Raw genomic sequence first — 25,530 nt, 5'->3', positions numbered from 1 at the left:
TAATCGCATCATTATAGCTTAATTTGCATATTGAATTAAACAATTAAAAAATGTCAGATAAAGCGGAATTAATTTTAGATGGAAAAAAAATTGAGCTTCCAATAGTTACGGGTAGTGAAAATGAAAAGGCCATAGATATAAGCTCTTTAAGAGCCTCTACAGGTTACATTACACTAGATCGTGGTTTTAAGAATACGGGGTCAACATCTAGCAGTATTACTTTTTTAGATGGTGAAAAAGGGATATTAAGATACAGAGGTTACTCCATTGAAGATTTAGCAGAGAACGCAAGTTTTTTAGAAGTTTCTTACCTATTAATTTATGGTGAATTACCAGACAAAACTGCACTGGAAGCTTATAAAAAAGAGATTACATACCATACCTTAATTCACGAGGATATTAAAAACATAATTGATGGTTTTCCATCCAACTCTCATCCAATGGGTGTATTATGTTCTCTGGTATCTTCATTAACGGCATTTTATCCTGAATCTTTAGATCCAAACAGATCTGCTAATGAAGTAGACCAAACTGTCAAAAGGCTTATAGCTAAGATGCCTACTATGGCTGCTTGGGCATATAAAAATAAGGTAGGTCATAGAGCAAATTATCCTGACAATAGTTTAGATTATTGTTCGAATTTCTTAAAAATGATGTTCGCAGTTCCTTCAGAAGAATATGAGGTAGATCCTGTTATAGCTAATGCGCTTGATAAATTACTAATACTTCACGCAGACCATGAGCAAAATTGCTCAACTGCCACGGTAAGAGTTGTTGGATCATCACATGCAAGTTTATATGCTTCAATTTCAGCTGGTATAAGTGCACTTTGGGGGCCACTCCATGGAGGAGCCAACCAAGCTGTTATAGAAATGCTGGAAGCCATTCAAGCAGATGGTGGTGATGTACAAAAGTACATGGCAAAAGCTAAAGATAAAGATGATCCATTTCGACTAATGGGATTTGGACATAGAGTTTACAAAAATTTCGATCCAAGAGCTAAAATTATCAAGAAAGCTGCTGATGAAGTTTTAGCAAAATTAGGTATTGATGATCCCATTTTGGAAATAGCTAAAGGCTTAGAGGAAGTAGCTCTAAATGATGAATATTTTATAGAAAGAAAACTTTACCCTAATGTTGATTTTTATTCAGGAATCATCTACAGAGCGATTGGAATTCCAACTTCTATGTTTACCGTGATGTTTGCACTAGGAAGACTTCCAGGATGGATTGCACAATGGAAAGAAATGCGCCTACAAAATGAGCCTATCGGAAGACCAAGACAAGTTTATACAGGTGAGGTTAAGCGTGAGTTTAAAACAATAGAAGAAAGATAAGTCAAATTAAAATAATTAATAGGATAAAATAAATCAAATGAAAAAAACACTTGCTTTACTTTTTTTATCTACTAGCCTTTTAATTGGATGTGGAGGGGAAAGTAAAAAATCAGAGGAAAAACAAAGTATCAAGATCAACTCCAGTTCTAATGAAAAGGTAAAAGAGGAAGGGATTTCTGAAGTTTATCTATCTGGTAGTGATCAAATGAAATATAATAAAAGCCAAATTACGGTTACAGCTGGTGATGAAGTTGTGTTAACGTTCGAACATGCAGGGAAACTCCCAAAAGAAGTTATGGGACACAATTTTGTTTTGTTGAAAAAAGGAACAAACGTTCAAGAGTTTGGACAAGAAGCTTTAGAATATAAGGATAATGATTACATACCTGAAGACAGTGATGTTATTATTGTTTATACTGAAATGTTAGGTGGTGGTCAAAAGACTACAATTACATTCCAAGCGCCTGAAAAAGGAGATTACGATTTTATATGTAGTTTCCCCGGTCATGTTGCTTTGATGAATGGTATATTTACTGTAGAGTAAGTAATACCAAATTAAATTTATAATGTTGTATAAATAAATCTAATTATACTACGACGTAGTTCAGCAGAGGTTTTTTGGTTGATTGAATTAAAAAATAATGAGCACAGCCTTAGCTACGGCAATTATTTTTGATAAAAAGCAGATAAAAAAAAAGCGATTTATTGCAACATTTTAAATTGGTATAAGAACTTAGTTTAACTAAAAAAGCCTGTTTGTAATTACAAACAGGCTTTTTTATGTCTTAACCACATCTAATACTTAATTGGAGAATTAGCTTTTGGTAAACTGGTTTTTATGAATTCTCTAATGTCATTGTTAGCCGTTTCTAAATCTTCTTTTCTAAGGTACATCATATGTCCACTCTCATAGGTTTTGAAATGTAACCTGTCTTTCATTTTTCCACTTGCATCAATATGCCACATGGTATACTTTGCATTAAAATAAGTAGTAGCCCCATCGAACAAGCCAGATTGAATCATGACTTCCATACTAGGGTTTTGAGCCATAGCTTGTCTTAATTCTTTACCTGTATTATTGTTCTGAGTTCTGTCCCAAGGAGACACATTGCCAAACATATTGTATTTTAAATCGGTTTTATAGTTAAGTTCATTTTTAAGGTATTCATTTATCGCAGGGGTAAATGACTGTAACCATGCCGTTAATTCAGCGTTGTAATCTGGTCGAGTTCCCGCTTCTTTGCCGTCGAGACCCAAATATCTTGAATCTAAACGTCCAACCGTATAGCCGTCGTCAATTTTCAAAGTTTTCCAAAACGTATTAAAGGGTAATTCTAAATTGTTTTGAAGAAAGACTTTTTCATCTATGCTTGAATAATAGGACATTTTTTCTACTATAGTTTTCTTTTTTTCAGAGTCTAAGAACCCGCCCATTGTAAGGGCCGGTATAAGTTCTTGAATAGTGAACCTCTCTACTTCATCAAGTGCATCCAAAATAGGTTTATTTTGTAATTCAGGATTCAGCTTATCGTGGAACCAAGCTGCAGCAGTAAAATAAGGCAACCTATTGGCGACTTCAATAGGGCCTTCTCTTTCTATCCCCAATTCTGTAGGAGAGACCAAAATGACTCCGTTGATATACATCCAATGTGAATTTTGAAGCTTATTGGCCAATCCAGCTACCCTTGTTGTACCATAACTTTCACCGATTAAATATTTTGGAGCAAGCCATTTGTCTTTTCGACTTACAAATGTGTTGATCCATTCTGCCAAATACTCCACATCGGCATTAACTCCGAAGAATTTTGACTTATCGAAATTACCTTTCTCGTCTAGTACAGGTCTTGAATATCCTGTATTTACTGGGTTGACGTATACTATGTCTGCAACATCCAAAATACTGTAAGGGTTTTCCTTATACCCATAAGGTTGAACAGGAAAGCCTTCATCACTTATGTTCAGAACCCGTGGACCTGTATACGCAAGATGCATCCAGACAGAAGCTGAGCCTGGGCCACCGTTAAATGAAATAACAAGAGGTCTTTCTTTAGACGTCTCATTTTTTTTTTGATTGGAAACTTTATAATACGTGTATTGAAGTCCTGCAATAGGTTTTCCTTGTTGGTTCCAAACGGGCTGCATCCCTGTTTCTGCAGTGTAATTAATTTGTTGATTATTTATAGTTACTTGATGGTTGGTAACGACAGTTTCGTCTAAGTTAAATTCAACAGACTGAGAATAGATTACAGAAGTCCCAAGAATAGTAAGTAATGTTAAAAAATATTTCATGAGTATTTATTTTAGCCCTAATATAATTAAGCTTTTCAAATTCTTGATACTTATCCTTTTCATTTTTTGTTTTTCCACTTCTAATTCTCTTATAAGATACATTTGATGTACTGATGATAACCCACCCTTAAAATTTAAAAATGAAAAAAGCCGCTTCTAAAAAGAAACGGCTTCAATCTTATCATATTTGGGCTGATGTTTACATCATTCCTGGCATTCCGCCTCCCATTGGTGGCATCCCGCCGCCACCATTATCGTCTTCCTTTATGTCTACAAGAGCGCATTCAGTAGTTAGAATCATTCCTGCAACCGAAGCTGCATTTTCCAATGCAATTCTCGTCACTTTCTTAGGATCTATGATACCTGCTTTTATCATATCCACATAAGTGTTGGTCTTAGCATCGTAGCCTAGGTCACCTTCTAAGACTTTATTGATAACTACAGAGCCTTCACCACCTGCATTTTCTACGATAGTTCTCATTGGAGATTCAATCGCTTTTGCAATGATGTTGATTCCTGTTTGCTCATCGGCATCATCACCTTTAAGCTTAGAGAGTGCCATAAGCGTCCTGATGAAGGCAACACCACCACCAGCAACTATACCTTCTTCTACTGCTGCGCGAGTAGCATGTAAGGCATCGTCTACACGGTCTTTCTTCTCTTTCATTTCTACTTCAGACGCTGCTCCTACATATAAAACGCCAATTCCGCCAGATAATTTAGCTAGACGTTCTTGTAATTTCTCTTTATCGTAATCGCTAGTTGTAGATTCTACTTGAGCTTTAATTTGATTCACACGGTTAGTGATGTTTTCTTTTTCACCACCTCCGTTTACTATAGTTGTGTTGTCTTTATCTAAAGTGACATTTTCTGCAGTACCCAACATATCTAGAGTAGCGTTTTCTAATGTAAATCCACGCTCTTCAGAAATAACAGTACCTCCAGTTAAAATAGCGATATCTTCTAGCATAGCTTTTCTACGATCACCAAATCCTGGTGCTTTTACAGCAGCTATTTTTAAAGACCCTCTCAATTTATTTACAACAAGTGTAGCTAAAGCCTCACCTTCTATATCTTCTGCAATAATCAATAGTGGTTTACCACTTTGAGCAGCTGGCTCCAATACAGGTAATAAATCCTTCATAGAGTTGATCTTCTTATCCACGATCAAAATGTATGGATTTTCAAGATCAACAGTCATTTTTTCACTATCTGTGACGAAATATGGAGAAAGATAACCTCTATCAAACTGCATACCTTCTACAACTTCCATGTAAGTTTCAGTCCCTTTAGCTTCTTCAACAGTGATAACCCCTTCTTTGCCTACTTTACCGAAAGCTTCTGCAATTAATTCACCGATTTTTTCATCGTTATTTGCTGAAATGGAAGCAACTTGCTTAATTTCTTCTGATGTATCTCCAACAGATTTTGCTTGTTTCGTTAATTCTGCAACAACAGCTTCTACAGCCTTGTCTATTCCTCTTTTAAGTCCAAGTGGGTTAGCGCCTGAAGCTACGTTTTTAAGTCCTTCATGAACGATAGCCTGAGCTAAAACAGTTGCTGTAGTGGTACCGTCACCAGCTAAATCATTGGTTTTAGAAGCCACTTCTTTAACCATTTGTGCTCCCATATTTTCTAAAGGATCTGCAAGCTCTATTTCTTTAGCAACGCTAACCCCATCTTTTGTAACCATTGGTGCACCAAATGATTTACCTATAATCACGTTACGACCTTTAGGCCCTAAAGTCACTTTTACGGCATTTGCTAAAGCATCTACACCTCGCTTAACACCATTTCTTGCTTCTATATCAAAAATTATATTCTTTGCCATTATATTGTGGTTTTGTTTATTTGTGAATTATACTATAGCTAAAATGTCGTCTTCTCTCATGATGAGATAATCATTTTCTTCATACTTTAACTCTGTCCCTGAAAACTTTCCATAAAGAACTATGTCTCCAACTTTCACTGTCATCGTATGCTTCTTTTTACCATTCCCAACGGCAACCACTTTACCGCGTTGTGGTTTTTCCTTTGCGGTTTCTGGAATAATAATTCCAGATGCTGTTTTGGTTTCTGCGGCTTGAGGCTCTATAAGCACTCGGTCTGCCAAGGGTTTAATGTTTAATGCCATTATAAATATTTTTTTGGTTTAATTTTGAAAATAATAGTCTAAAAGTGTGCCAATAAATAAGGGCTGTCAGTTACCAACAAAAAATGCCAGCTTGTCATAAGCTGGCATTTTTTTAATAATTTAGAATCCCTATTTGCAATTACTCCACAGGGGGTAAATCGTTAGATTGTGTATTTTCAATGGGAGCTTGAATACCGTCCAATAATTTGGAATCTTGCACAGCTCTATTGTTTATAATAGTAACGTTTGATAATAAGATTAAAATCAGTAATAAGGTGGCTAAAGCCCAGGTGCTTTTATCAAGAAAGTCTGAGGTTTGCTTGACGCCTCCAATTTGTTGAGATCCTCCTCCTCCAAAAGAAGAGGAAAGACCTCCACCTTTAGGATTTTGTACCATGATAACAACGATAAGTAGGAATGCTACTATTAAAATTAAAACTAAAAATATGGAAAATGTACTCATTATAATTTATTTTCTTTAAGTCTTTCTATTTCTTGAATTTGGTCTGCAAAGAAAGAACTTTTTTTGGGATTATTCAAAATTAATATCTTAAATGCTTGGATCGCTTTATTATATCGCTTTTGTTCAGTGTAAACTCTAGCCAAAGTCTCAGTCATAAGGTGAGTTGACGGCTCATACTTGGCTTTTATTTTTTCTGCAGATTCATAAGATTTCGTAGGAACAATTTTAGGGTTATTCCTTATGAATTCGTCTATGACTCTAAACTGAGGATTGATCGTTAACTCCTTTTCTTTTTTATCTATGGGTTGTAACTGAGTTAACTTCAGCCACTCTTGAAAAGAATGAGCATCAGAAGAACTAATATCCAAAGGCTGTCCCTGTTTGCTAGATTCTGAATCTTCTTTCTCTACAAAAAGGCCAGGATCGTTAATTTGGTCAGCCATCTGTTTATTAATTTCAAACTCTTCATTTGAATGTTCTCTATTTCGCTCAATGAGCAAATCAATTTTATTGGCAACGTCCAGTTGATGAAATTTTTCAGACGTAATAAAATCAAATAAAACCGATCGGTCTTGAGTATAAGCCGCCGTAGTTTTCAAAAAGGTATTGTATTGAAAACTTCCATAGTAGTTCTGTAATTTTAGTTTTATAGCATACAAAGGTTGGAAATAGGGATACTTGTGGATCATCTCAGTAATAGCTGCTAAGCTGTTCACCTCAAATTCCTTTGGTGATTTAACAAGATTTAAAACCGCTTCTTTGTCCATTACCAATTTGTTAAGGAGGCATTAAATACATCTTGAGTAATCCTTAGGTACACTTCTCCAATAGCTACATCTTTTGTAGCGCCACTCAATTGTTCATTTGCCGGAAAATCAAAATAAAACGAAAAAGTTTCTTCAAAATCTTTTTCTGGATCTAAAGCGTTATAAAATCGAACATTTATAGCTATCGTTAGTCGATTCTGAGCCGCTTGGCTATCGGCTGTGGCAGTCATTGGCGCCACGTAGTACCGAGTGATTTCTCCCTCATAAACAAGATCTGCGTTGGAGTTTGTAAGGCTTAATTTGGTTTGGTTTTGTATTAAATCTTGAAGTTGCAACGTAAAATCTCTATCAATACCTGGTTCAATGAGTTGGGCATTATTTTGGAAGAAATTTACTTGGAAGGTTTCTGCATTTCCTGTGTCGGCTCCAGTAAAAGAATAATAACCACACGACTGTAGACTCAAAATCAGCACTAAAATTCCAATTATTTTCATTTTCATTATAAATCGTATTGCTTTATTTTTCTATATAGTGTTCTTTCGCTAATTCCCAATTCATCTGCTGCAGGCTTTCGTTTTCCTTGGTGTCTATTCAAAGATTTTTTAATGAGTTCCACTTCTTTATCTTGAAGCGACAAGGTCTCCTCTTCTTCGATATCCTCAGCATAATCGTAAGGATTTTCTATGTGTTGCTCAATCGGCTTTGTTTTCTTTTTTTCAGGGATTTGCAAAATTTCTAGCTGCTCTTGATGAGATTCTTCAGAGAATTCTTTTGTGTCGGAGTCGCCGTATACTTTCCTGATTAAGCTTCTGTTTTCTTCTTTAAAGGCTTCATCATTTTCTTTTTCCATGAACTCTAGAGTCAATTTCTTAAGATCATGAAGGTCGTTTTTCATATCAAAAAGAACCTTGTAAAGAATTTCTCTTTCGTTGCTAAAATCGCTTTTGTTGCTTTTTGATTCTGAAATTACAGAGGGTAGATTGGAACTGTTACTTGGTAAATAATGCGTTAGTATGGCTTCATCTACTTCTCGACTAGTCTCTAATACTGATATTTGTTCAGCAACATTTTTGAGCTGTCTGATATTACCTGGCCAGCTGCAGTTTTCTAGAGCTTTAATTGCTTGGTCTGTTAAACGTATCGTTGGCATTTTATATTTAATCGCAAAATCTGAAGCGAACTTTCTAAATAATAAGTGAATATCCGATCGGCGTTTTCTTAAGGGGGAAAGTTGAATTTCAACAGTATTAAGTCTGTAGTATAAATCTTCTCTAAACTTATTTTCCTTTATGGCTTCAATCATATTAACGTTGGTTGCCGCAACGATTCTAATATCAGATTTTTGAACTTTAGAGGATCCTACCTTTATAAATTCTCCAGTCTCTAGAACTCTCAACAGCCTTACCTGAGTGGTGAGGGGTAATTCTCCTACTTCATCTAGAAAAATAGTTCCTCCGTCGGCTTCCTTAAAATAGCCATCTCTGGATTGAGTCGCTCCAGTAAAAGCACCCTTTTCATGTCCAAATAATTCACTATCAATAGTGCCTTCTGGGATAGCACCGCAGTTTACAGCGATATATTTAGCGTGTTTTCTGTGAGAAAGGGAATGTATAATTTTGGGTAGACTTTCTTTACCAACTCCGCTTTCTCCTGTGACCAATACAGAAATATCTGTAGGTGCCACGCGTATAGATTTTTCTATAGCTCTATTGAGGTTGGGATCGTTCCCTATAATTTCAAATCGCTGCTTTACAGCTTGTGGAGATTCCATATTTTAAATTTATTTTAAGATGAAAGAGCTTGCATAGGACCATAACCAACAGGTTCGCCAATTAAAGTGGCACTTGTGCACTTTTTCATTTTTACTAAAACATAATCTCCTAATTTGTAGTCTTTTTTAGGAAAGACGACGGTTGTGTTTTGAGTGTTTCGTCCGCTCCATTGTGAGTCGGATTTTTTAGATTCTTTTTCAACTAAGACCTCTTCAATTTTGCCGAGATGCTGTTCCGTTCTAAAACGCGAATGTTTTTGCTGAACGTCTATGATTTCCTGAAGCCTTTTTTTCTTGGTAGCCTCTGGAATATCATCTTCAAATTTCTTGGCGCCAAGAGTTCCTGGACGTTCAGAGTAAGCAAACATATACCCAAAATTATATTTTACATTTTCCATTAAGGATAGGGTGTCTTGGTGATCTTCTTCTGTTTCCGAAGGGAATCCAATGATCATATCTTGAGATATACCGCAGCCAGGTATGATTTTTCTAATATTATCTATCAACCTAAAGTACTCTTCGCGGGTGTGTAGCCTATTCATTTTCTTTAAAATCCTATCGCTACCACTTTGTACGGGAAGATGTATATAATCGCAAATATTGTTGTGTTTTGCCATGACTTCAATCACATCTATCGTCATATCCTGTGGATTTGAAGTAGAAAAGCGAATGCGCATTCCTGGCTGAGCTTTTGCTACAATGTCAAGTAAGTATGAAAACCCGATTGCTGTAGCTTTTTGCATTTCCGTTGCGCTTTTGAAATCTTTTTTCAAACCGCCACCATACCATAAATAGCTATCTACATTCTGGCCTAGTAAAGTGATTTCCTTAAAGCCTTTGCTCCACAAATCATTTACTTCATCAACAATGCTTAAAGGATCACGGCTTCGTTCTCTCCCGCGAGTAAATGGTACTATGCAAAAAGTACACATATTATCACAGCCTCTTGTAATCGACACAAAAGCGGACACGCCATTGCTTTGCAAACGTACCGGTGAAATATCACCATAAGTTTCTTCTTTGGATAAAATCACGTTTATGGCATCTCTACCACTTTCAACCTCCTCCAGTAAGTTTGGTAAATCCTTGTAGGCATCTGGTCCTACAACCAGGTCTACAATTTTCTCTTCTTCAAGAAATTTACTTTTTAAGCGTTCTGCCATACAGCCCAAAACGCCTACCTTCATAGAAGGATTGATTTTCTTGACCGCGTTATATTTTTCTAAACGTTTTCTTACCGTTTGCTCTGCTTTATCTCGTATAGAACAGGTGTTAACCAAAACAAGGTCAGCTTCAGAAAGTTCGTTGGTAGTATTGTATCCTTCTTTATTCAATATAGATGCTACGATTTCACTATCGCTAAAATTCATAGCGCAGCCGTAACTTTCAATGTAAAGTTTCTTAGTGTTATTTTCCTTCTTTTCTTTAACTAAGGTTTGCCCCTGTAGAGTCTCATCAATAATCTTCTCCATATGATGTTGTAATATTTTAAGCAAAGATACAAGTTATGAAATTACTGACAAACTGTCATTTTATCAATTTTATGAGTTATAAATCTAGTTCCTTAAGCAAAATTTGCTTTAGTATAGGAGGTTGAAATCGATTTGAAAAGTTACTTTATAGCGTTTTCTAAAATTAAAATCCAAAAATTCGTATACTTTTGTATCATAAATAAATCAACAATGGCAAAAAATCTAGTAATAGTTGAGTCTCCTGCCAAAGCTAAGACAATAGAAAAATTTTTAGGTAAAGATTATAAAGTGGCCTCAAGCTTTGGTCATATTGCGGATTTACCGTCTAAAGAACTGGGGGTGGATGTAGACAACGACTTCAAGCCTACATATATAGTTAACGCTGATAAGAAAGATGTTGTTAGAAAGCTCGCCAAACTAGCAAAAGAATCCGAAATTGTTTGGTTGGCGAGTGATGAAGATAGAGAAGGAGAGGCCATAGCTTGGCATCTAGCGGATGAACTGAAGCTAGAAGAAAAAAAAACCAAGCGAATTGTTTTTTCTGAAATTACCAAATCAGCTATACAGAAGGCGATAAAGAATCCGAGAGAAATTAATTATAATTTAGTTAATGCTCAAAAAGCGAGACGAATTTTAGATCGTCTAGTAGGGTACGAATTATCTCCAATCTTATGGAGAAAAGTGAAAGGGGGCCTCTCTGCCGGTAGAGTTCAATCGGTATCCGTTAGATTAATAGTAGAGCGAGAAAGAGAGGTATTAAACTTCGATCCTACCGTATTTTATAGAGTTGATGCTCAATTCCAAACTACAAATGGCGCAAGCTTTAAAGCAAAACTACCTAAGAACCTTGAGTCTCAAATAGAAGTAGAAGATTTTTTAGAAATCCAGAAACAGGCCAATTTCAATGTAGATGATTTAACCAAAAAACCTGCAAAAAAGTCTCCAGCACCACCATTTACGACCTCTACATTACAACAAGAAGCTGCTCGGAAGCTATATTTTTCTGTTAGTAAAACCATGAATATGGCTCAGCGACTGTATGAAGCTGGACATATCACCTACATGAGAACCGATAGTGTAAACTTATCTTCTCAAGCTAAAGAAGGTGCTGAAGATGAGATTAAAAGTGCTTATGGTGATAAATACCACAAAGCTAGAAATTATAAAGGAAAGTCTAAAGGAGCACAAGAAGCCCATGAAGCTATAAGACCAACAAACTTTGCTGAACATCAAATCGATGCAGAACGGGACCAACAGCGTTTATATGAGCTGATTTGGAAACGAGGTATTGCTTCGCAGATGAGCGATGCTGAACTTGAAAGAACCAACGTGAAGATATCATCAGATAAAGACGATCGTCACTTTACAGCGAATGGTGAAGTTATTAAGTTTGATGGATTTTTAAAAGTTTATCTAGAAGGTCAGGATGAAGAAGACGAAGAGCAAAGTGGATTGCTTCCAGCCATGTCTGTAGGAGAGAAATTACAGAATTCTTATATTCAAGCGACAGAGCGCTATACAAGGTCGCCGTCTAGATATACAGAAGCGTCTCTAGTGAAAAAATTAGAAGAATTAGGGATTGGGCGCCCATCGACTTATGCTCCCACGATTTCGACAATTCAAAACAGGAAATATGTCGAAAAAGGAAGTATTGACGGTAGCGATAGAGAGTATGTTCAATATACTTTAAAAGATACCGCTATAAAAAGTAAAACATTATCTGAAAAAGTAGGAAGCGATAAAGGCAAACTTGTGCCAACAGATGTTGGTATGGTGGTTAATGACTTTCTGGTGAAACATTTTGAAGCTATTTTAGATTATAATTTTACGGCTAAACTCGAACAAGACTTCGACGAGGTTGCTGAGGGTAACGCCAAGTGGACCAGAGTGATGAGTGACTTTTATGTACATTTCCATCCTAAGGTCATAGACGTTGCTGCCAACGCAGAACGAGAAGTAGGCGAGCGAGTCTTAGGAGAAGACCCTGTATCAGGCAAACCTGTGAGTGCACGTCTGGGAAAATTTGGTCCTATGGTTCAAATTGGTTCTGTGGAAGACGATGAAAAGCCTAGGTTTGCAAGCCTAAAACCTAGTCAAACCTTATCTTCTGTGACTTATGAAGAAGCCATGGACTTATTTAAACTTCCTAAACAACTGGGAGAATACAAGGAAGAAGAGGTGGAGACCAATATTGGCCGTTTTGGTCCTTACGTTCGGTTTGGCAAAAAATTTGTCTCTTTAGAAAAAGATGATGATCCTTTGGACGTCACTTACGATCGCGCTATTGAGCTTATAAAGGCAAAAGAAAAAGCAGAAGAACCCATATGTTATCATAATGAAAAAGGAGTCCAGAAAGGAGTAGGTCGTTTTGGTCCATACTTGAAATGGGACGGCATGTTCATCAATGTGAATAAAAAATATGATTTTGATAATCTTTCTGAAGAGGATATCGTTGAATTGATCGAAGATAAAATTCAGAAAGAAAAAGATAAATTAATCCATCATTGGGAAGAACAAGGTATAAAACTGGAAAAGGCAAGGTGGGGACGTTTTAAACTTTCTAAAGGAAATACAAAAGTAGAATTGCCTAAAACTACGGAAGCAGAAGGAATGGCGTTGGATGAGGCAGAAGCTATCTTGGCTAAAAACACAAAGACTAAGAAAAAAACGTCTAAGAAAACTGCTGTAAAAAAGACAGCTGCGAAGAAAACAACTGCGAAGAAAACAACTGAGAAAACTGCTGTGAAGAAAAAGCCAGCTAAAAAAACGACTGCCAAAAAGAAAACAAGTACAAAAAAGACAACTAAATCTTAACCCAAGTCAATGGCATTTGAATTTTTAGAACCTGTTCATCCTGAGCTTCAAACTAAAATTAAAAATTTTTCAAACCAAACCTTATCAAATTACGTCAGTTTTTTTGATGTGGATGAGGACATTCAGCTCAATAAATTTCAGTTAGCTATAGTGTGTATTAAAGAGGAAAGAAATAGTGTCTATCCAAGAAAATCAGATTTTTTTTATGATGAAATACGGTCGAGCTTATATGCGATGTATGTAGGTAATTGGCAAGTGAATATTATTGATTTAGGAGATATCAACAGGGGGGATGAGGTTTCCGACACCGCTTATGTAGTTAAAAATATACTGTCTAGTCTTTATAGGAAATCTATTTTGCCTATTATTTTAGGAGGGAGTCAAGACCTCACGTTTTCGCAATATAGAGCCTATGATGGAATTAAATATATGATCAATTTAGCAATAGCAGATCATAAGTTTGATATTGGTAATTCAGAGTTACCAATGGATGGTCAATCTTATGTGGGTAAAATGATTATTGATGAGCCTTATAACTTGTTTAATTTTGCTAATCTTGGGTATCAGACGTATTTATCTCCTCAAGAAGAGATTGATTTAATGGAAAAACTTTTTTTTGATGCACTAAGGTTAGGAACTCTGAAGTCAGATTTCACTAAGGCTGAGCCTATCTTAAGAGACACTGACTTGTTTAGTATTGACATGCATTGCGTTAAGTCTTCAGAAATTGCTGATCCGAATCACAAAAATATTAACGGATTCAGCACATTTGATTTATGTAAGCTGTCTAGATATGCAGGTATGAGTGATAAATTGAGTTCTTTTGGTGTTTATGAATTGCAGTCGATGCAGAAATCTGAAGGACTTATCAGTTTAATAGCTCAGATATTATGGTATTTTGTAGAAGGTTTTAGTTTGAGGTTAAATGAGCATATTACTGAAAAGAGCCCGAATTTTACAAAATATAGTGTTCCGATCGAAGATGAAATTTTAGTTTTTTTTAAGAGTGAGATTTCAAACCGTTGGTGGATTAAAATACAAAATGAAAATAATAATAATGTGTATAAACCTTCGTTATTAGCTTGTGATAAACAAGATTATATTGATGCGACAGGATCTGTGATTCCAGATAGATGGCTCAAAGCGAAATATAAAAACACAATTTAGTTTGAATTTATTTTAATTGTTGTTAAGAAAAAATTGTTTATTTGTACTCAGACTTCAATTTAATCATTTGTTATGAAATTATATTATACATTTTTTAAAGGCTTTTGCTTTACATTTATAGCTCTATTGGTCTTGAGTTGTGGAAAAAGCGACAAAGGTCAGCTTGTAGGAGTGGAAGGAAAGAGATGGTACCCAGAAAAGCCCTTTGGGATGGTATTAGTCGAGGGAGGTTCCTTTATTATGGGTAAGTCTGACGATGACTTGGCTAGTGTCCAAAATGCTCCACCTAAAACGGTTACAGTTCCTTCTTTTTATATGGATGAAACTGAAATCACAAATTCTGAGTATAGGCAATTTGTTTCTCATGTCAGAGATTCTGTAATTAGACAGAAATTGGCTGAAGCAGCAGAATTGGCAGGAGATGGAGATGGAAATAATAACCGTTCTGTCCAAAATTTCGCTTTTAAGAACACGAATTCAGATGATGATTTAAGTCCATTTCAGGAATTTTCTAGATATTATGATCCATTAGATCAAGCTTTGAATTGGAATACAAAAATTATTTGGGATCCAGCCCAATATCCAGATGAAGACTATGTTTATGTCATGGATGAGTTCTATCTCTCTAACGACCAGTCTTATAATGGACGAAGAATGCTTGATGTTACTAAATTTAAGTATAGTTATAAAACTATAGATCTCGATGCCGCTGCAAGAGCTAAAGGGGTGCGAACCAACTTTATTACAGAAGAAGAAGTGATGGTTTATCCAGATACAACAGTTTGGATTAAAGATTTTAATTACTCCTACAACGAGCCTATGCACAATGATTATTTTTCTCATACAGCATACGATAATTATCCAGTTGTTGGGGTGACTTGGGGTCAAGCAAAGGCTTTTGCGAATTGGAGAACCAAATATCTGAATGATTTTAGAAAACAAAAAAAAGAAGCAAACGTTAATTTTTTTAGATTGCCTTCAGAGGCAGAATGGGAATACGCTGCCAGAGGTGGTATAGAAGGTGGGACTTTTCCTTGGGGTGGGCCTTATGCTAAAGACGATAGAGCTTGTTTTTTGGCTAACTTCAAGCCTTATAGAGGTGATTATGCGGCTGATGAGGCTTTATATACAGTAGAATCTGATGCTTACCAACCCAATGACTACGGTTTATATAATATGTCTGGAAATGTCGCGGAGTGGGTTAATACGTCCTACGATCCAGCTTCTTATGAATACATGTCATCTATGAATCCTAATGTAAACAATTCTGAGAATAAGCGTAAAGTTGTTCGTGGAGGGTCTTGGAAAGATGTAAGCTATTATCTGCAAGTCAGTACAAGAGATTATGAATATTCAGATTCGGCAAGAAGTTATATTGGTTTTAGAACTGTACAAGATTTCTTAGGGAATTCACTTTATTTAAATTAAAAAAAAGAAAACTAAACAATCAAATATTTTATCATGGCAAACTCAAACAAAAGAAAGAAAGTAATGAGTATGGTGTATGGCCTTGGAGCGGCTATTGTAATTATCGGGGCACTATTTAAAATTCAGCATATTTCTATTGGACCTATAACAGGTGGTTTAATGTTGACTATTGGTCTTATTACTGAGGCTGTAATATTTACAATATCGGCATTTGAGCCAGTAGATAAAGAACTAGATTGGGAAAAAGTTTATCCAGAATTAACTGGAAATAACCCTTTATCTAAAAATCTAAAGCAAGACTTGAAAGAGGAAAGTGGCCTTTTATCACAAAAATTAGATGATATGCTCAAGGAAGCAAAGATAGATTCTAAACTCATGGAGAGCCTTGGAGAAAGTATTAAAAACTTTGAGGGTGCTGCGAAAAACATTGCTCCAACAACAGATTCGATGAACTCACAAAAGAAATATGGTGATCAAATTTCAATGGCTGCTCAACAAATGGAGTCATTAAATAACTTATACAAAGTGCAAGTGGATTCAGCTATGCGTCAAGCTGAAGTTAACGAAGCGGTAACAAACAATGCAGGAAAGCTTAAAGATCAAATGGAATCCTTAACCGCTAATTTAAATTCTCTTAATGGTGTTTACGGCGGAATGTTAACTGCTATGAGACCAAAAGCTTAATTATAATTATATAAATTTACCACTATGGCTGGAGGAAAGGAAACCCCAAGACAGAAGATGATTAACATGATGTATTTAGTTTTCATCGCAATGTTGGCTTTGAATATGTCTAAAGAAGTATTATCTGCATTTGGAACAATCAATGAGTCTTTAGAAGATACCAATACTAATTTCGAAGAAAAAAATGAAGATGCATTAGAGGGTCTAGCTAGGAAAGCTGATGAATCTGAAGAGCAATTTAAAGAAGTTTTTAATAGTGCACAAATTGTCTCTGCAGCAACCTCAGAATTATATATTTATTTTGCAGGAGTTAAAGAAGGGATGTATAAGTCTGTCGAAGATCCAAAAGACTACGAAACTATGGATAAAACAGCCTATACAGATGAATTATTCGTAAGTGGTGAAAAACTAACATCCGCTGGTAAAGAGTTCTTAGCTAATATGATAGCTTATAAAGATAAGATGAATCAAGCTTTAGTGGGTAACGTCAAGTACGACGTTTTTTTATCCACTATTAATGATAAATTTAGCGGAGATCCAGTCTCTCCTGATGCTGGTGTTAAGGGTGCGAAAGTTAATTACGTTAGACATCATTTTGTTGGATATCCATTAATTTCATCTATAACTAAAATCACCGCTCTGCAAAATGACTTAAAGGTTGTTGAAAATGAAATTTTATCTTCTATGCTTTCTGGTCAATTAACACAGATCGCATCCATGGATAATTATTCAACCTTATTAGAACAAAGTAGAAGCGCTTATTACCAGGGTAATGTATTTGATGGATCTATTGTCTTAGGTCGTACTGATAATACAACTGTTCCAAACGAAGTTAAATTGACTTTAGATGGAAGACCTCTGGTTAAGGGCAAAGATTTCACACTCGAAGGGGGCCAGGTTAAGCTCAATGTAAACGCAGGAAGTGCTGGTGATCATAAAATTGAAGGTTTACTGATCTTTAAGCAAAATGGTAAGGACATCGAAGTGCCAGTTGATAAATCATTTTCAGTAATTCCTAAGCCTAATCAAGCAATTGTCTCAGCTGATAAAATGAATGTAGTGTATCGTGGTATTGAAAATCCAATTACTGTTTCTATGCCTGGAGTCCCAGAGAATAAAGTCAATGCCTCTGCTGATGGTTTGAGACGCATAAAGGGTTCTCAATATATGGTAAAACCTACAACTGGAACTGAATTAAAAATTAATGTAACTGGTGAAATTGAAGGCGAAATAATTCCCTCTTCAGCGATTTTCAGAATTAAAAGTTTACCAAGACCAACCCCTACAGTAAGAGGACAGATACAAGAGGGTGCTGCTATACAGATGCCTAAGAATGCTCTAAAGATTTCCCCAATCGGCGCTACATTTGAAAATTTCGATTTTGATATTACTCCAGTTGTTAAGCAATTCACGCTAAGTATTCCAGGACAGCCCTCAGTCGTTGTAAATGGCAGCAGAATGGATTCAAAGGCACAAGGCCTTTTAGATTTAGCTAGAGCAGGAGATATTATTCAAATATTCGACATTAAAGCTGATGTTCCTGGCGTGAACGTTAAAAATATGCCGGCAATATTAGTCCAATTAACAAACTAAAATGATGATGATGAGTTATTCAAATCTTAAATTCTTTTTATATTCCGCGATAGCTTTAAGCACAAGTTCAGCTTTAGCGCAATCGTCTAACATTCTGAACGCTTCCGAACCTTCTCAGGTTGGTGTACTCACAGAAAGTCAAAAGATTTCTGATGATGATAAGCCACTTGAATACGGATATATTGGTGATAGAGATATTTTATGGTCTAAGATCGTTTGGGAAAAGATAGATTTAAAGCAAAGAATTAATTTCCCTTTGCTCTATCCTACACAAGATGGTGCTTTTCCAAGAGGAAGACGCTCTTTGTACAAAGTTCTCTTAGATGCTATTGAAGAAGGTTCTTTGGATTCTACTTCTACTTCTGCAATTACAGAAGTGTATGCGACAAGTTATTTTAATAAGAGAAAAACTTACGCAGATATCCTAAGCTCAACGAAGTCGCTTTTTCTCCCCGATGTAGCTCTAGATGTTTTAGGCCAATATGGTGTTACAGGGACAGAAAATGTTCAAACATTTATCAATAGATCTTTAATAGGTAAACTTTCTGAGTTTCCAGAACTTTACTCTCAAGAGCTAGTGACAAAGATGGAGCCTTTTTTGATTCCTACTGCAATTACAAGTAGGGATATCCTTGAATATCATATTAAAGGGATGTGGTATTTTGATAAGCTTCAAGGTGAAATGAAATACCGTTTGCTTGGCATAGCTCCAGCAGGTTTCGATATTCAGAGCCAAAATCAAAGCTTCTCCGGTAATCCACAAATTGTCCCTTATTTTTGGGTTTGGTTTTCTGATGCTAGACAAGTACTGCACAGCGCAAAAGTCATAAATAATAATAATAGTTCAATGCCTTTTAGTTTTGATCATCTTCTTAACTCTAGACGTTTCGATGCATTTATTTACAAAACTCAAAATGTTTATGAAGATAGAGAAATTTCAGATTATATTCAAGATAATGCCTTACTGCAACTTTTGGAGTCCAATAGAATAAAAGAAGGAATTAGAAACTTTGAATTGGATATGTGGAATTACTAAACCTTATTCTTTTTAAAACCTTTAAATTAGCCCTTATAATTGTAAGGGCTTTTTTATGAAAGATGTTTTGATTGTCGGGTTTGGTATTTCTGGTCTATCTGTAGCCAGAAGGTTAGAGGAATCTTCTAAAACCTTTGACATTATATCAGATGAAAGTCAGCAGTCCTCAAAAGTTGCTGGGGGAGTTCTTAATCCTGTAGCTCTAAAACGTTATAATTTAGCCTGGAATGCGGCTAAATTTATGCCCGAAGCAATTGATTTCTATACTCAATTCAATACTGATTATCTTGAATTATTTTTTGAAGCCATCCCTGTTTATAAATTATTTTCTTCTATTGAAGATCAAAACAATTGGACAGTAGCTTCAGACCAGCTTGCTCTTGAGCCATTTATAGATCCTGTTATCCAAAAGGTGTCCGCTTCAGTATCGTCTTCTTTCAAACGCGGGCAAGTCCTTCAATCTCATCTCCTTCATTTAAAAAGATTGTTAGCTATTCAAAAAAATAAATTTAATTCACTTCATCAATTTAAAAATGAATCCTTTTCATATGCCGATCTGAAGGTCTGCGAGGATCATGTGAGCTACCATGAGAACACATACCGCAAGGTTATCTTTTGTGAAGGCTATGGAGTGCATTTCAATCCCTTCTTTAATTGGCTTCCCCTGTATGGGAACAAAGGGGAGTATTTGATATTTGAGTCCAAAGACCTAAAGGCCAATTCAAGTATCTTGAAATCGCGTTATTTTATCATTCCCCTTGGAAATGATATTTACAAATATGGAGCAACTTATTCTAGAGATGAGCTTAATGACTTACCAACCTCAGAGGGTAGAAAAGATCTTGTGGAAAAACTATCAGAGCTTATTCAGTGTGATTTTAAAATTATCGATCAGATTGCGGGAGTTCGCCCAACTGTAAGAGACCGAATACCTGTCTTGGGCAAGCATCCAGAGCACCAACATCTCTATATCCTTAATGGATTTGGAAGTAGAGGAGTGATGTGTGCACCAACTTTATCACGTGAATTAGTGGAACATATGTTCGAAGGAAAACCTATTGATAAGGAAACTGACATTAATCGGTTTCTTAAATTTTATTCTTAGCATCTTTATTGTAAGATAAGAATAAATTAATCCATATGTTTCTAGCTAGTCTCATGTTAATCGGCATCATAAGGACTAAGACTACAATAATTGAGATGAAAGAGGGTATAACTCCTAAACCTATAATAAAGTAGGAGGTAATAAAAGCCGCGACTGAAAATGCAACTCCCAGGCCATAACTAACATACATAGCTCCATAAAAAAAGGAAGGTTCTATTTTGTATTTAGTATCACAAACAGAGCATCTATTATGCATGTCGTAAATTTTATTCAGTTTGAAAGGATTGGATTCTTTATACATTTTATCCTCATGGCATACAGGACATTTTCCAGTAAATACGCTGTATAATTTTGAGCCTTTAAGCATTTTTAATAAAATTTAGCTTTGTTGAGTAAATATAACAATATTTGCAGAAATTTTAAGTAACATATGCTACATATTCATAATCTTTCCATTTCATTTGGTGGAGAGTATCTTTTTAAGGAGATCAGTTTCAAGCTAAGCTCAGGAAACAGGCTAGGTCTCATAGGTAAAAACGGAGCTGGAAAATCAACAATGCTTAAAATTATCTCTGGCGAAATGACCTTAGATACAGGTCAAATTGCAAAAGATAAAGAGATAAGCATCGGTTTTTTAAAGCAAGATATAGATTTTCAGCAAGGAAGAACCGTTCTGGAGGAAACTTATCAGGCTTTTGAAGCTATAAAAACGATAGAATCCAAATTAGACCATATCAATCATCAATTGGTAGAAAGAACAGATTATGAAAGCGAATCTTATAATCAGTTGATGATTGATCTTAATGATTATCAGCATCAGTATGAGATTTTGGGAGGTTATAATTACCAAGGGGATACAGAAAAAGTTCTAAAGGGTCTTGGCTTTACAACGGAAGGATTTGAAAAGCAAACGGATACCTTCTCTGGAGGCTGGAGAATGCGTATAGAGCTTGCTAAACTGCTTTTACAGACCAATGATATTCTACTGCTGGATGAGCCCACCAACCACCTAGATATAGAGAGTATTCTATGGTTGGAAGGTTTTTTACAAAATTTTGCTGGTTGTGTTGTTATCGTGTCTCACGATAAGATGTTTTTGGATAACGTAACCAATAGAACGATCGAGTTGTCTTTAGGTCAAATTTACGATTATAATAAACCTTATTCCAAGTTTAAAGTTTTAAGAGAAGAATTGAGAGAGCAACAATTGGCTTCTCAAAAGAATCAGCAAAAGGAAATTGAACAAACTGAAAAACTGATTAGTAAGTTTAGAGCCAAAGCCAATAAAGCGTCTATGGCTCAATCCCTCATTAAAAAACTTGAAAAAACTGAAGTCATCGAAGTGGATGAAGAGGACAATAAAGTTATGAATGTCAAATTTAGCACTTCTAAAAACCCTGGAAAAGTTGTGATTGAAGCAGAAAATCTTTCTAAAGCTTTTGGAGAAGATACGGTGTTTAAAGATGTAGACTTTCTTATAGAGCGGAATTCCAAAATAGCTTTTGTAGGGCAGAACGGCCAAGGGAAATCTACTTTGGCTAAAATTATTGTAGGGGAACTTGAACATGGAGGACACATAAAGCTAGGCCATAATGTCCAGATTGGATACTTTGCCCAAAACCAAGCAGAATATCTAGACGGCAATAAAACCGTTTTAGATACGATGCTTGATGCTGCCAACGAAAGCAATAGAAGCCGTGTAAGAGATATTTTAGGGTCTTTCTTATTTAGAGGAGATGATGTAGAGAAATACGTTAAAGTCCTCTCTGGAGGAGAGAGAAACCGTCTGGCTTTGGCCAAAATGTCTTTAACTCCCTTCAATGTTTTGATTATGGATGAGCCTACTAACCATTTAGATATTCAATCTAAAAATGTTTTGAAGGCAGCGCTTAATAATTTTGAAGGCACCCTGATTTTAGTATCGCACGATAGGGACTTTCTTCAAGGTTTAGCAGATTCTATCTACGAATTCAGAAATCACCAAGTCAAAGAATTTCTAGGGGATATCAACGATTATTTGAAATATCGTGAGCTAGAGTCCATGCGTGAAGTTGAAAAAAAGGACAAACAAAAAAAGCAAGAGAAAACAGCGAATTCAAACAAAAACGACTACGAATTTCAGAAGAAGCAAAAATCCCTTCAGAATAAACTAAGCGGAGTAGAGTCTAAAATCTCCAAGCTGGAAAAAGAAATCAAGAAAAGTGATCAAGATCTTGTCTTAAAATATGAAGAGACCATAAAACAACCTCACTATTTTGACACTTATAATGCCAAAAAAAGCCAGTTGGAAACTCTGATGAAATCTTGGGAGGACCTTCAGGTTAAAATTGAAAGTCTTTAAGTTTTCGTAAAATTTTAAAGTAAGGTGTAACCTTTATCCTTTTGTATCGTTCTAAAAATATTATATTGATCGTCTTTGGGGTTGTTTTATTGGTTGGAGCTATTTTTGGAGCCAAGTTTATCATCGATAGCAAAGAACCTCCAGAAACAAAAATCCAAAAAACTGTCAAAGCTGTATATGTAGAGACCGTTCAAAATTCTACGGTTTCAATCCTTATTCCCGCCAACGGGAATCGTATAGCTAAACACAGGGTAGAGCTTTATGTTGAGGTACAAGGAGTTTTTAAATCTAGTGCAAAGCCCTTTAGAGCTGGACAGGGGTATAAAAAAGGTCAAGTTTTGACCAAAATGGATGCCTTAGAATACCGAGCTTCGGTACAAACTGCCAAGAGCGATTTGTATAATCAAATCGCAGCCATCATGCCCGATTTGAGATTGGACTTCCCTGAGGTTCATCCAAAGTGGCTTAACTATCTCAATAGCTTTAACATTGATAAAGCGGCTCTGCCACTTCCTGAGTCTAAAACGGATAAAGAGCAGTTCTTCATCTATAGTAGAGGTATTAATACCGCCTGTTATAATGTTAAAAATCTAAAAGAACGCTTGGTGAAATACAAAATCACGGCGCCTTTTGATGGGGTATTGATCGAGGCTCTTGTGACTGAGGGTACTCTTATACGAAGTGGGCAAAAGTTTGGTGAATATATCGATCCTGAAGTCTACGAGCTCAAAGTAGCCATTGCTAAAGAGTATGCCGACCTCCTACAGGAAGGGGAATCAGTCTCATTAAGCAACAACAAGAAAACACAAAGCTATACCGGTACAGTGAGTCGAATTAATGTTAGTATAGAACAGGCGACATAAACTGTAAGCGTGTTTATCGAAGTTAGAGGCTCTTCTTTAAAAGAAGGCATGTATTTAAAGGCTGATATTGAAGCGAAAAAAGTAGGGAACGCTATGGCTTTAGATCGCAGCTTAGTGAACGATAGCGATGAGATGTTTGTAGTAAAGGATACTATTTTAAGCACTATTAAGGTGCAACCCATCTACTTTTCAGACAAACAGGTCGTGGTGAAAGGAGTTCCTGACGGTGAAGTTATTTTAGCGAAGCAAATTTCAGGGGCTTATAAAGGCATGCTGGTTAAAGTTGTTGGCGATAGTCTAAGCAAAAGCGAATCTAATACAAGCCTAGAAGCGGTTAACCAATGAGAAAAATAATCTCTTATTTTATAAAGTATCATGTGGCTGTGAATGTCATGATCTTAGCTTTCGTGATTTTCGGTGTTGTCGGGATGTTTAGCTTGCAGTCGTCCTACTTTCCTTTGATTGAGTCGGAAATCATCACTATAAACGTGACCTATCCGGGGCTGCTCCTGAAGAGATCGAGGAGGGTATTGTTCTAAAGATTGAGGACAATTTAAAAGGATTGGTCGGTGTAGGACGAGTGACTTCAACTTCTCGTGAAAACGGAGGAAGCATAACAGTTGAAATCGAAACCGATGAGGATATTGATGTCATGTTGACTGAAGTTATAAATGCAGTAGATCGTGTGCCCAATTTCCCCACGGGTATGGAGCTTTTAGTGGTCGCGAAACAAGAAAACATTCGTGAAACCTTCGATTATTTTGTAAGTGGTGAAAATGTAGATCTTGCCACTCTGAAGCAGATTGCGAGGCAGATGGAATACGATCTACGAGCCATGGATCGACTCTCGCAAATTGAAATCGAAGGGTGTCCTGAAGAAGAAATAGAAATCGCTGTAGGTGAAAATAATTTATTGGCCTACAACCTCACCTTCGCTGAAGTTGCTGAAGCCGTATCTAGAGCTAATATTTTAACCACAGGCGGAAGTATAAAAACAGAAGCAGAGGACTTTCTTATTCGGGCTGATAATCGGTCGTATTATGGTAAGGAATTAAATAATTTGGTGGTGAAATTTCAACCGGATGGAACGCTAGTAACCCTAAGAGATGTGGCGACTATCCGCGATCGATTTTCGGAAACTCCCAATGCATCCTATATCAACGGGAGAGTAGCGGTAAGTGTCAATATTTCTACGACGAACAATGAGGATCTGATGGCTGCTGCAGAAAAAGTGAGGCAATACGTCAAGGAGTTTAATGAGAAAAACGATACTATTGAAATTATCGTGGAACACGACAGAAGCATTACCTTAAGTCAGCGTACCGATTTGGATCGAAATTTTGAAGTGGATGCCCTAGTCGATTTTACCAGTCAAATTCAATTGGAGAAATATGTCAATAGTGCAGATGCCAATAACGTTAGCCTACTTCAGGCAGAAAAGAATATAATTATTAGTGATTACCACTATAAAGCTAGTAAAGTTGTATTTTTGCTTTCTATCGGGTTGACAGGCTCATATGGTTGGAATGAAGGTAACTTTCCAGTGACGAGTTTTGCCACATCAATTACCACGACTGGTGTTTTTGGAGGAGTAAGTCTTAGATGGGATCTTTTTGACGGAGGCCGTGGGATTACCACTACGAAAAACGCCAAAATACAATACGACAATCAGCAACTTGCTAAGGAGCAGATTAAGAAAGAGGTGACCCGAGATATTTTTAATGCCAGAGGAAATTACCAAAACCGACTTGAAGTTTTAGATTTGCAAACAAAAAATATATCAACAGCCAAGAATAATTTTGAGCGCTCAAGTGAACAGTATAAACTAGGGCAGATTACCTCTGTAGAGTTACGACAGGCTCAGGCGAACTTGCTTAATGCCCAGACCAGTAAAAATCTGGATAAGTATGATGCAAAATTAGCCGAGCTTGAGCTTTTACAACTTACAGGTCAACTTTTAAATATAGAATTTTAATGTTCGAACATCACTTTCAATGCCCTTATTGCTGGGAAGACATAAGCATGCTTTTAGACCCGTCTATACGTCAACAAACCTACGTAGAAGATTGTGAAGTCTGTTGTAATCCTATTGAAGTTACTCCTCGTTTTGAAGACGAAGAACTTCAAGAATTTAGAGCGGAAGATTTAGAGCAATAATATTTCACATTTTATATTGTTGGACTTATTATTTGTTTTATATTTGCAGTCTGATACAGAGAAAAACAATTTTCAAACATATATCGCGGGGTAGAGCAGCAGGTAGCTC

Annotated in this window: 21 protein-coding genes and 1 pseudogene; 13 read left to right on the top strand and 9 right to left on the bottom strand. The window is 36.2% G+C overall.

What is annotated here, in order from left to right; translation table 11 throughout:
- The first annotated feature begins 50 nt into the window (after positions 1 to 50).
- Positions 51 to 1,337, top strand: a complete 1,287-nt coding sequence (locus CXF67_RS11455; protein WP_102088877.1) for a citrate synthase — start codon at positions 51 to 53, stop codon at positions 1,335 to 1,337.
- Positions 1,338 to 1,374: 37 nt separating this feature from the next.
- On the top strand, positions 1,375 to 1,881 hold the full coding sequence (gene azu / locus CXF67_RS11450; protein WP_102088876.1) for an azurin: 507 nt from the start codon (positions 1,375 to 1,377) through the stop codon (positions 1,879 to 1,881).
- Between the two features lie 251 nt (positions 1,882 to 2,132).
- On the opposite strand, the gene CXF67_RS11445 is transcribed toward azu, so the two are convergent.
- The 8 genes from CXF67_RS11445 to miaB all read right to left on the bottom strand — a co-directional run bounded on the left by CXF67_RS11445 (position 2,133) and on the right by miaB (position 10,233).
- Positions 2,133 to 3,626, bottom strand: a complete 1,494-nt coding sequence (locus tag CXF67_RS11445) for a S10 family peptidase (RefSeq protein ID WP_102088875.1) — start codon at positions 3,624 to 3,626, stop codon at positions 2,133 to 2,135.
- A gap of 199 nt (positions 3,627 to 3,825) precedes the next feature.
- Positions 3,826 to 5,457, bottom strand: coding sequence for a chaperonin GroEL (gene groL, locus CXF67_RS11440; protein ID WP_102088874.1), 1,632 nt, complete (start codon positions 5,455 to 5,457; stop codon positions 3,826 to 3,828).
- A 27-nt stretch (positions 5,458 to 5,484) separates the two neighbouring features.
- Positions 5,485 to 5,760: a co-chaperone GroES gene (locus tag CXF67_RS11435; protein WP_102088873.1), complete on the bottom strand. Its 276-nt coding sequence runs from the start codon at positions 5,758 to 5,760 to the stop codon at positions 5,485 to 5,487.
- A 139-nt stretch (positions 5,761 to 5,899) separates the two neighbouring features.
- A complete protein-coding gene (gene secG, locus CXF67_RS11430; RefSeq protein WP_015023565.1) occupies positions 5,900 to 6,223 on the bottom strand; it encodes a preprotein translocase subunit SecG in 324 nt (107 codons plus the stop codon).
- Entirely contained in the window at positions 6,223 to 6,990 is a 768-nt protein-coding gene (locus CXF67_RS11425; RefSeq protein WP_102088872.1) for a hypothetical protein, read from the bottom strand. Before CXF67_RS11425 ends, secG begins: the two co-directional genes overlap by 1 nt.
- Positions 6,990 to 7,490 (bottom strand): LptE family protein, encoded by a 501-nt coding sequence (locus tag CXF67_RS11420; RefSeq protein WP_102088871.1) that lies wholly within the window; start codon positions 7,488 to 7,490, stop codon positions 6,990 to 6,992. The genes CXF67_RS11425 and CXF67_RS11420 overlap by 1 nt, the downstream gene beginning before the upstream one ends.
- Positions 7,490 to 8,761, bottom strand: a complete 1,272-nt coding sequence (locus tag CXF67_RS11415) for a sigma 54-interacting transcriptional regulator (RefSeq protein WP_102088870.1) — start codon at positions 8,759 to 8,761, stop codon at positions 7,490 to 7,492. Before CXF67_RS11415 ends, CXF67_RS11420 begins: the two co-directional genes overlap by 1 nt.
- A gap of 14 nt (positions 8,762 to 8,775) precedes the next feature.
- Entirely contained in the window at positions 8,776 to 10,233 is a 1,458-nt protein-coding gene (gene miaB / locus CXF67_RS11410) for a tRNA (N6-isopentenyl adenosine(37)-C2)-methylthiotransferase MiaB (RefSeq protein ID WP_102088869.1), read from the bottom strand.
- A 210-nt stretch (positions 10,234 to 10,443) separates the two neighbouring features.
- Between miaB and topA the strand changes: the two genes are divergently transcribed.
- The 7 genes from topA (at position 10,444) to CXF67_RS11375 (ending at position 20,060) form a co-directional block, all read left to right on the top strand.
- A complete protein-coding gene (topA, locus tag CXF67_RS11405; protein WP_102088868.1) occupies positions 10,444 to 13,047 on the top strand; it encodes a type I DNA topoisomerase in 2,604 nt (867 codons plus the stop codon).
- A gap of 9 nt (positions 13,048 to 13,056) precedes the next feature.
- Positions 13,057 to 14,214: a formimidoylglutamase gene (locus CXF67_RS11400; RefSeq protein ID WP_102088867.1), complete on the top strand. Its 1,158-nt coding sequence runs from the start codon at positions 13,057 to 13,059 to the stop codon at positions 14,212 to 14,214.
- Between the two features lie 72 nt (positions 14,215 to 14,286).
- The gene (gene gldK / locus CXF67_RS11395; RefSeq protein WP_102088866.1) at positions 14,287 to 15,642 is read left to right on the top strand and encodes a T9SS ring complex lipoprotein PorK/GldK; all 1,356 of its coding nucleotides are present in this window, start codon (positions 14,287 to 14,289) and stop codon (positions 15,640 to 15,642) included.
- Between the two features lie 33 nt (positions 15,643 to 15,675).
- Entirely contained in the window at positions 15,676 to 16,326 is a 651-nt protein-coding gene (gene gldL, locus CXF67_RS11390; RefSeq protein WP_102088865.1) for a type IX secretion system motor protein PorL/GldL, read from the top strand.
- Positions 16,327 to 16,350: 24 nt separating this feature from the next.
- Positions 16,351 to 17,919: a type IX secretion system motor protein PorM/GldM gene (gene gldM / locus CXF67_RS11385; protein WP_102088864.1), complete on the top strand. Its 1,569-nt coding sequence runs from the start codon at positions 16,351 to 16,353 to the stop codon at positions 17,917 to 17,919.
- 7 nt (positions 17,920 to 17,926) lie between these two features.
- Positions 17,927 to 18,955, top strand: a complete 1,029-nt coding sequence (gene gldN, locus CXF67_RS11380) for a type IX secretion system ring subunit PorN/GldN (RefSeq protein ID WP_102088912.1) — start codon at positions 17,927 to 17,929, stop codon at positions 18,953 to 18,955.
- Positions 18,956 to 19,010: 55 nt separating this feature from the next.
- The gene (locus CXF67_RS11375) at positions 19,011 to 20,060 is read left to right on the top strand and encodes an NAD(P)/FAD-dependent oxidoreductase (RefSeq protein WP_102088863.1); all 1,050 of its coding nucleotides are present in this window, start codon (positions 19,011 to 19,013) and stop codon (positions 20,058 to 20,060) included.
- Here the strand turns inward: CXF67_RS11375 and CXF67_RS11370 are convergent.
- On the bottom strand, positions 20,044 to 20,427 hold the full coding sequence (locus CXF67_RS11370) for a DUF983 domain-containing protein (protein ID WP_102088862.1): 384 nt from the start codon (positions 20,425 to 20,427) through the stop codon (positions 20,044 to 20,046). The two genes, CXF67_RS11375 and CXF67_RS11370, sit on opposite strands and share 17 nt — an antisense overlap.
- 63 nt (positions 20,428 to 20,490) lie before the next feature.
- On the opposite strand from CXF67_RS11370, the gene CXF67_RS11365 reads away from it, so the two are divergent.
- The 4 genes and pseudogenes from CXF67_RS11365 (at position 20,491) to CXF67_RS11350 (ending at position 25,421) form a co-directional block, all read left to right on the top strand.
- Positions 20,491 to 22,401, top strand: a complete 1,911-nt coding sequence (locus CXF67_RS11365; RefSeq protein ID WP_102088861.1) for an ABC-F family ATP-binding cassette domain-containing protein — start codon at positions 20,491 to 20,493, stop codon at positions 22,399 to 22,401.
- Between the two features lie 41 nt (positions 22,402 to 22,442).
- Positions 22,443 to 23,609: pseudogene (locus CXF67_RS11360) on the top strand (efflux RND transporter periplasmic adaptor subunit).
- Positions 23,610 to 23,781: 172 nt separating this feature from the next.
- Positions 23,782 to 25,239 (top strand): TolC family protein, encoded by a 1,458-nt coding sequence (locus CXF67_RS19330; RefSeq protein ID WP_441344395.1) that lies wholly within the window; start codon positions 23,782 to 23,784, stop codon positions 25,237 to 25,239.
- Complete coding sequence (locus CXF67_RS11350; RefSeq protein WP_102088860.1) at positions 25,239 to 25,421, top strand: CPXCG motif-containing cysteine-rich protein; 183 nt, start codon at positions 25,239 to 25,241, stop codon at positions 25,419 to 25,421. Before CXF67_RS19330 ends, CXF67_RS11350 begins: the two co-directional genes overlap by 1 nt.
- Positions 25,422 to 25,530 lie beyond the last annotated feature (109 nt).

Source organism: Psychroflexus sp. MES1-P1E, from assembly GCF_002836055.1.
In the GTDB taxonomy this organism is placed as follows: domain Bacteria; phylum Bacteroidota; class Bacteroidia; order Flavobacteriales; family Flavobacteriaceae; genus Psychroflexus.
The sequence above is the reverse complement of the archived record's forward strand: the minus strand, read 5'-3'. Positions and strand labels throughout refer to the sequence as shown.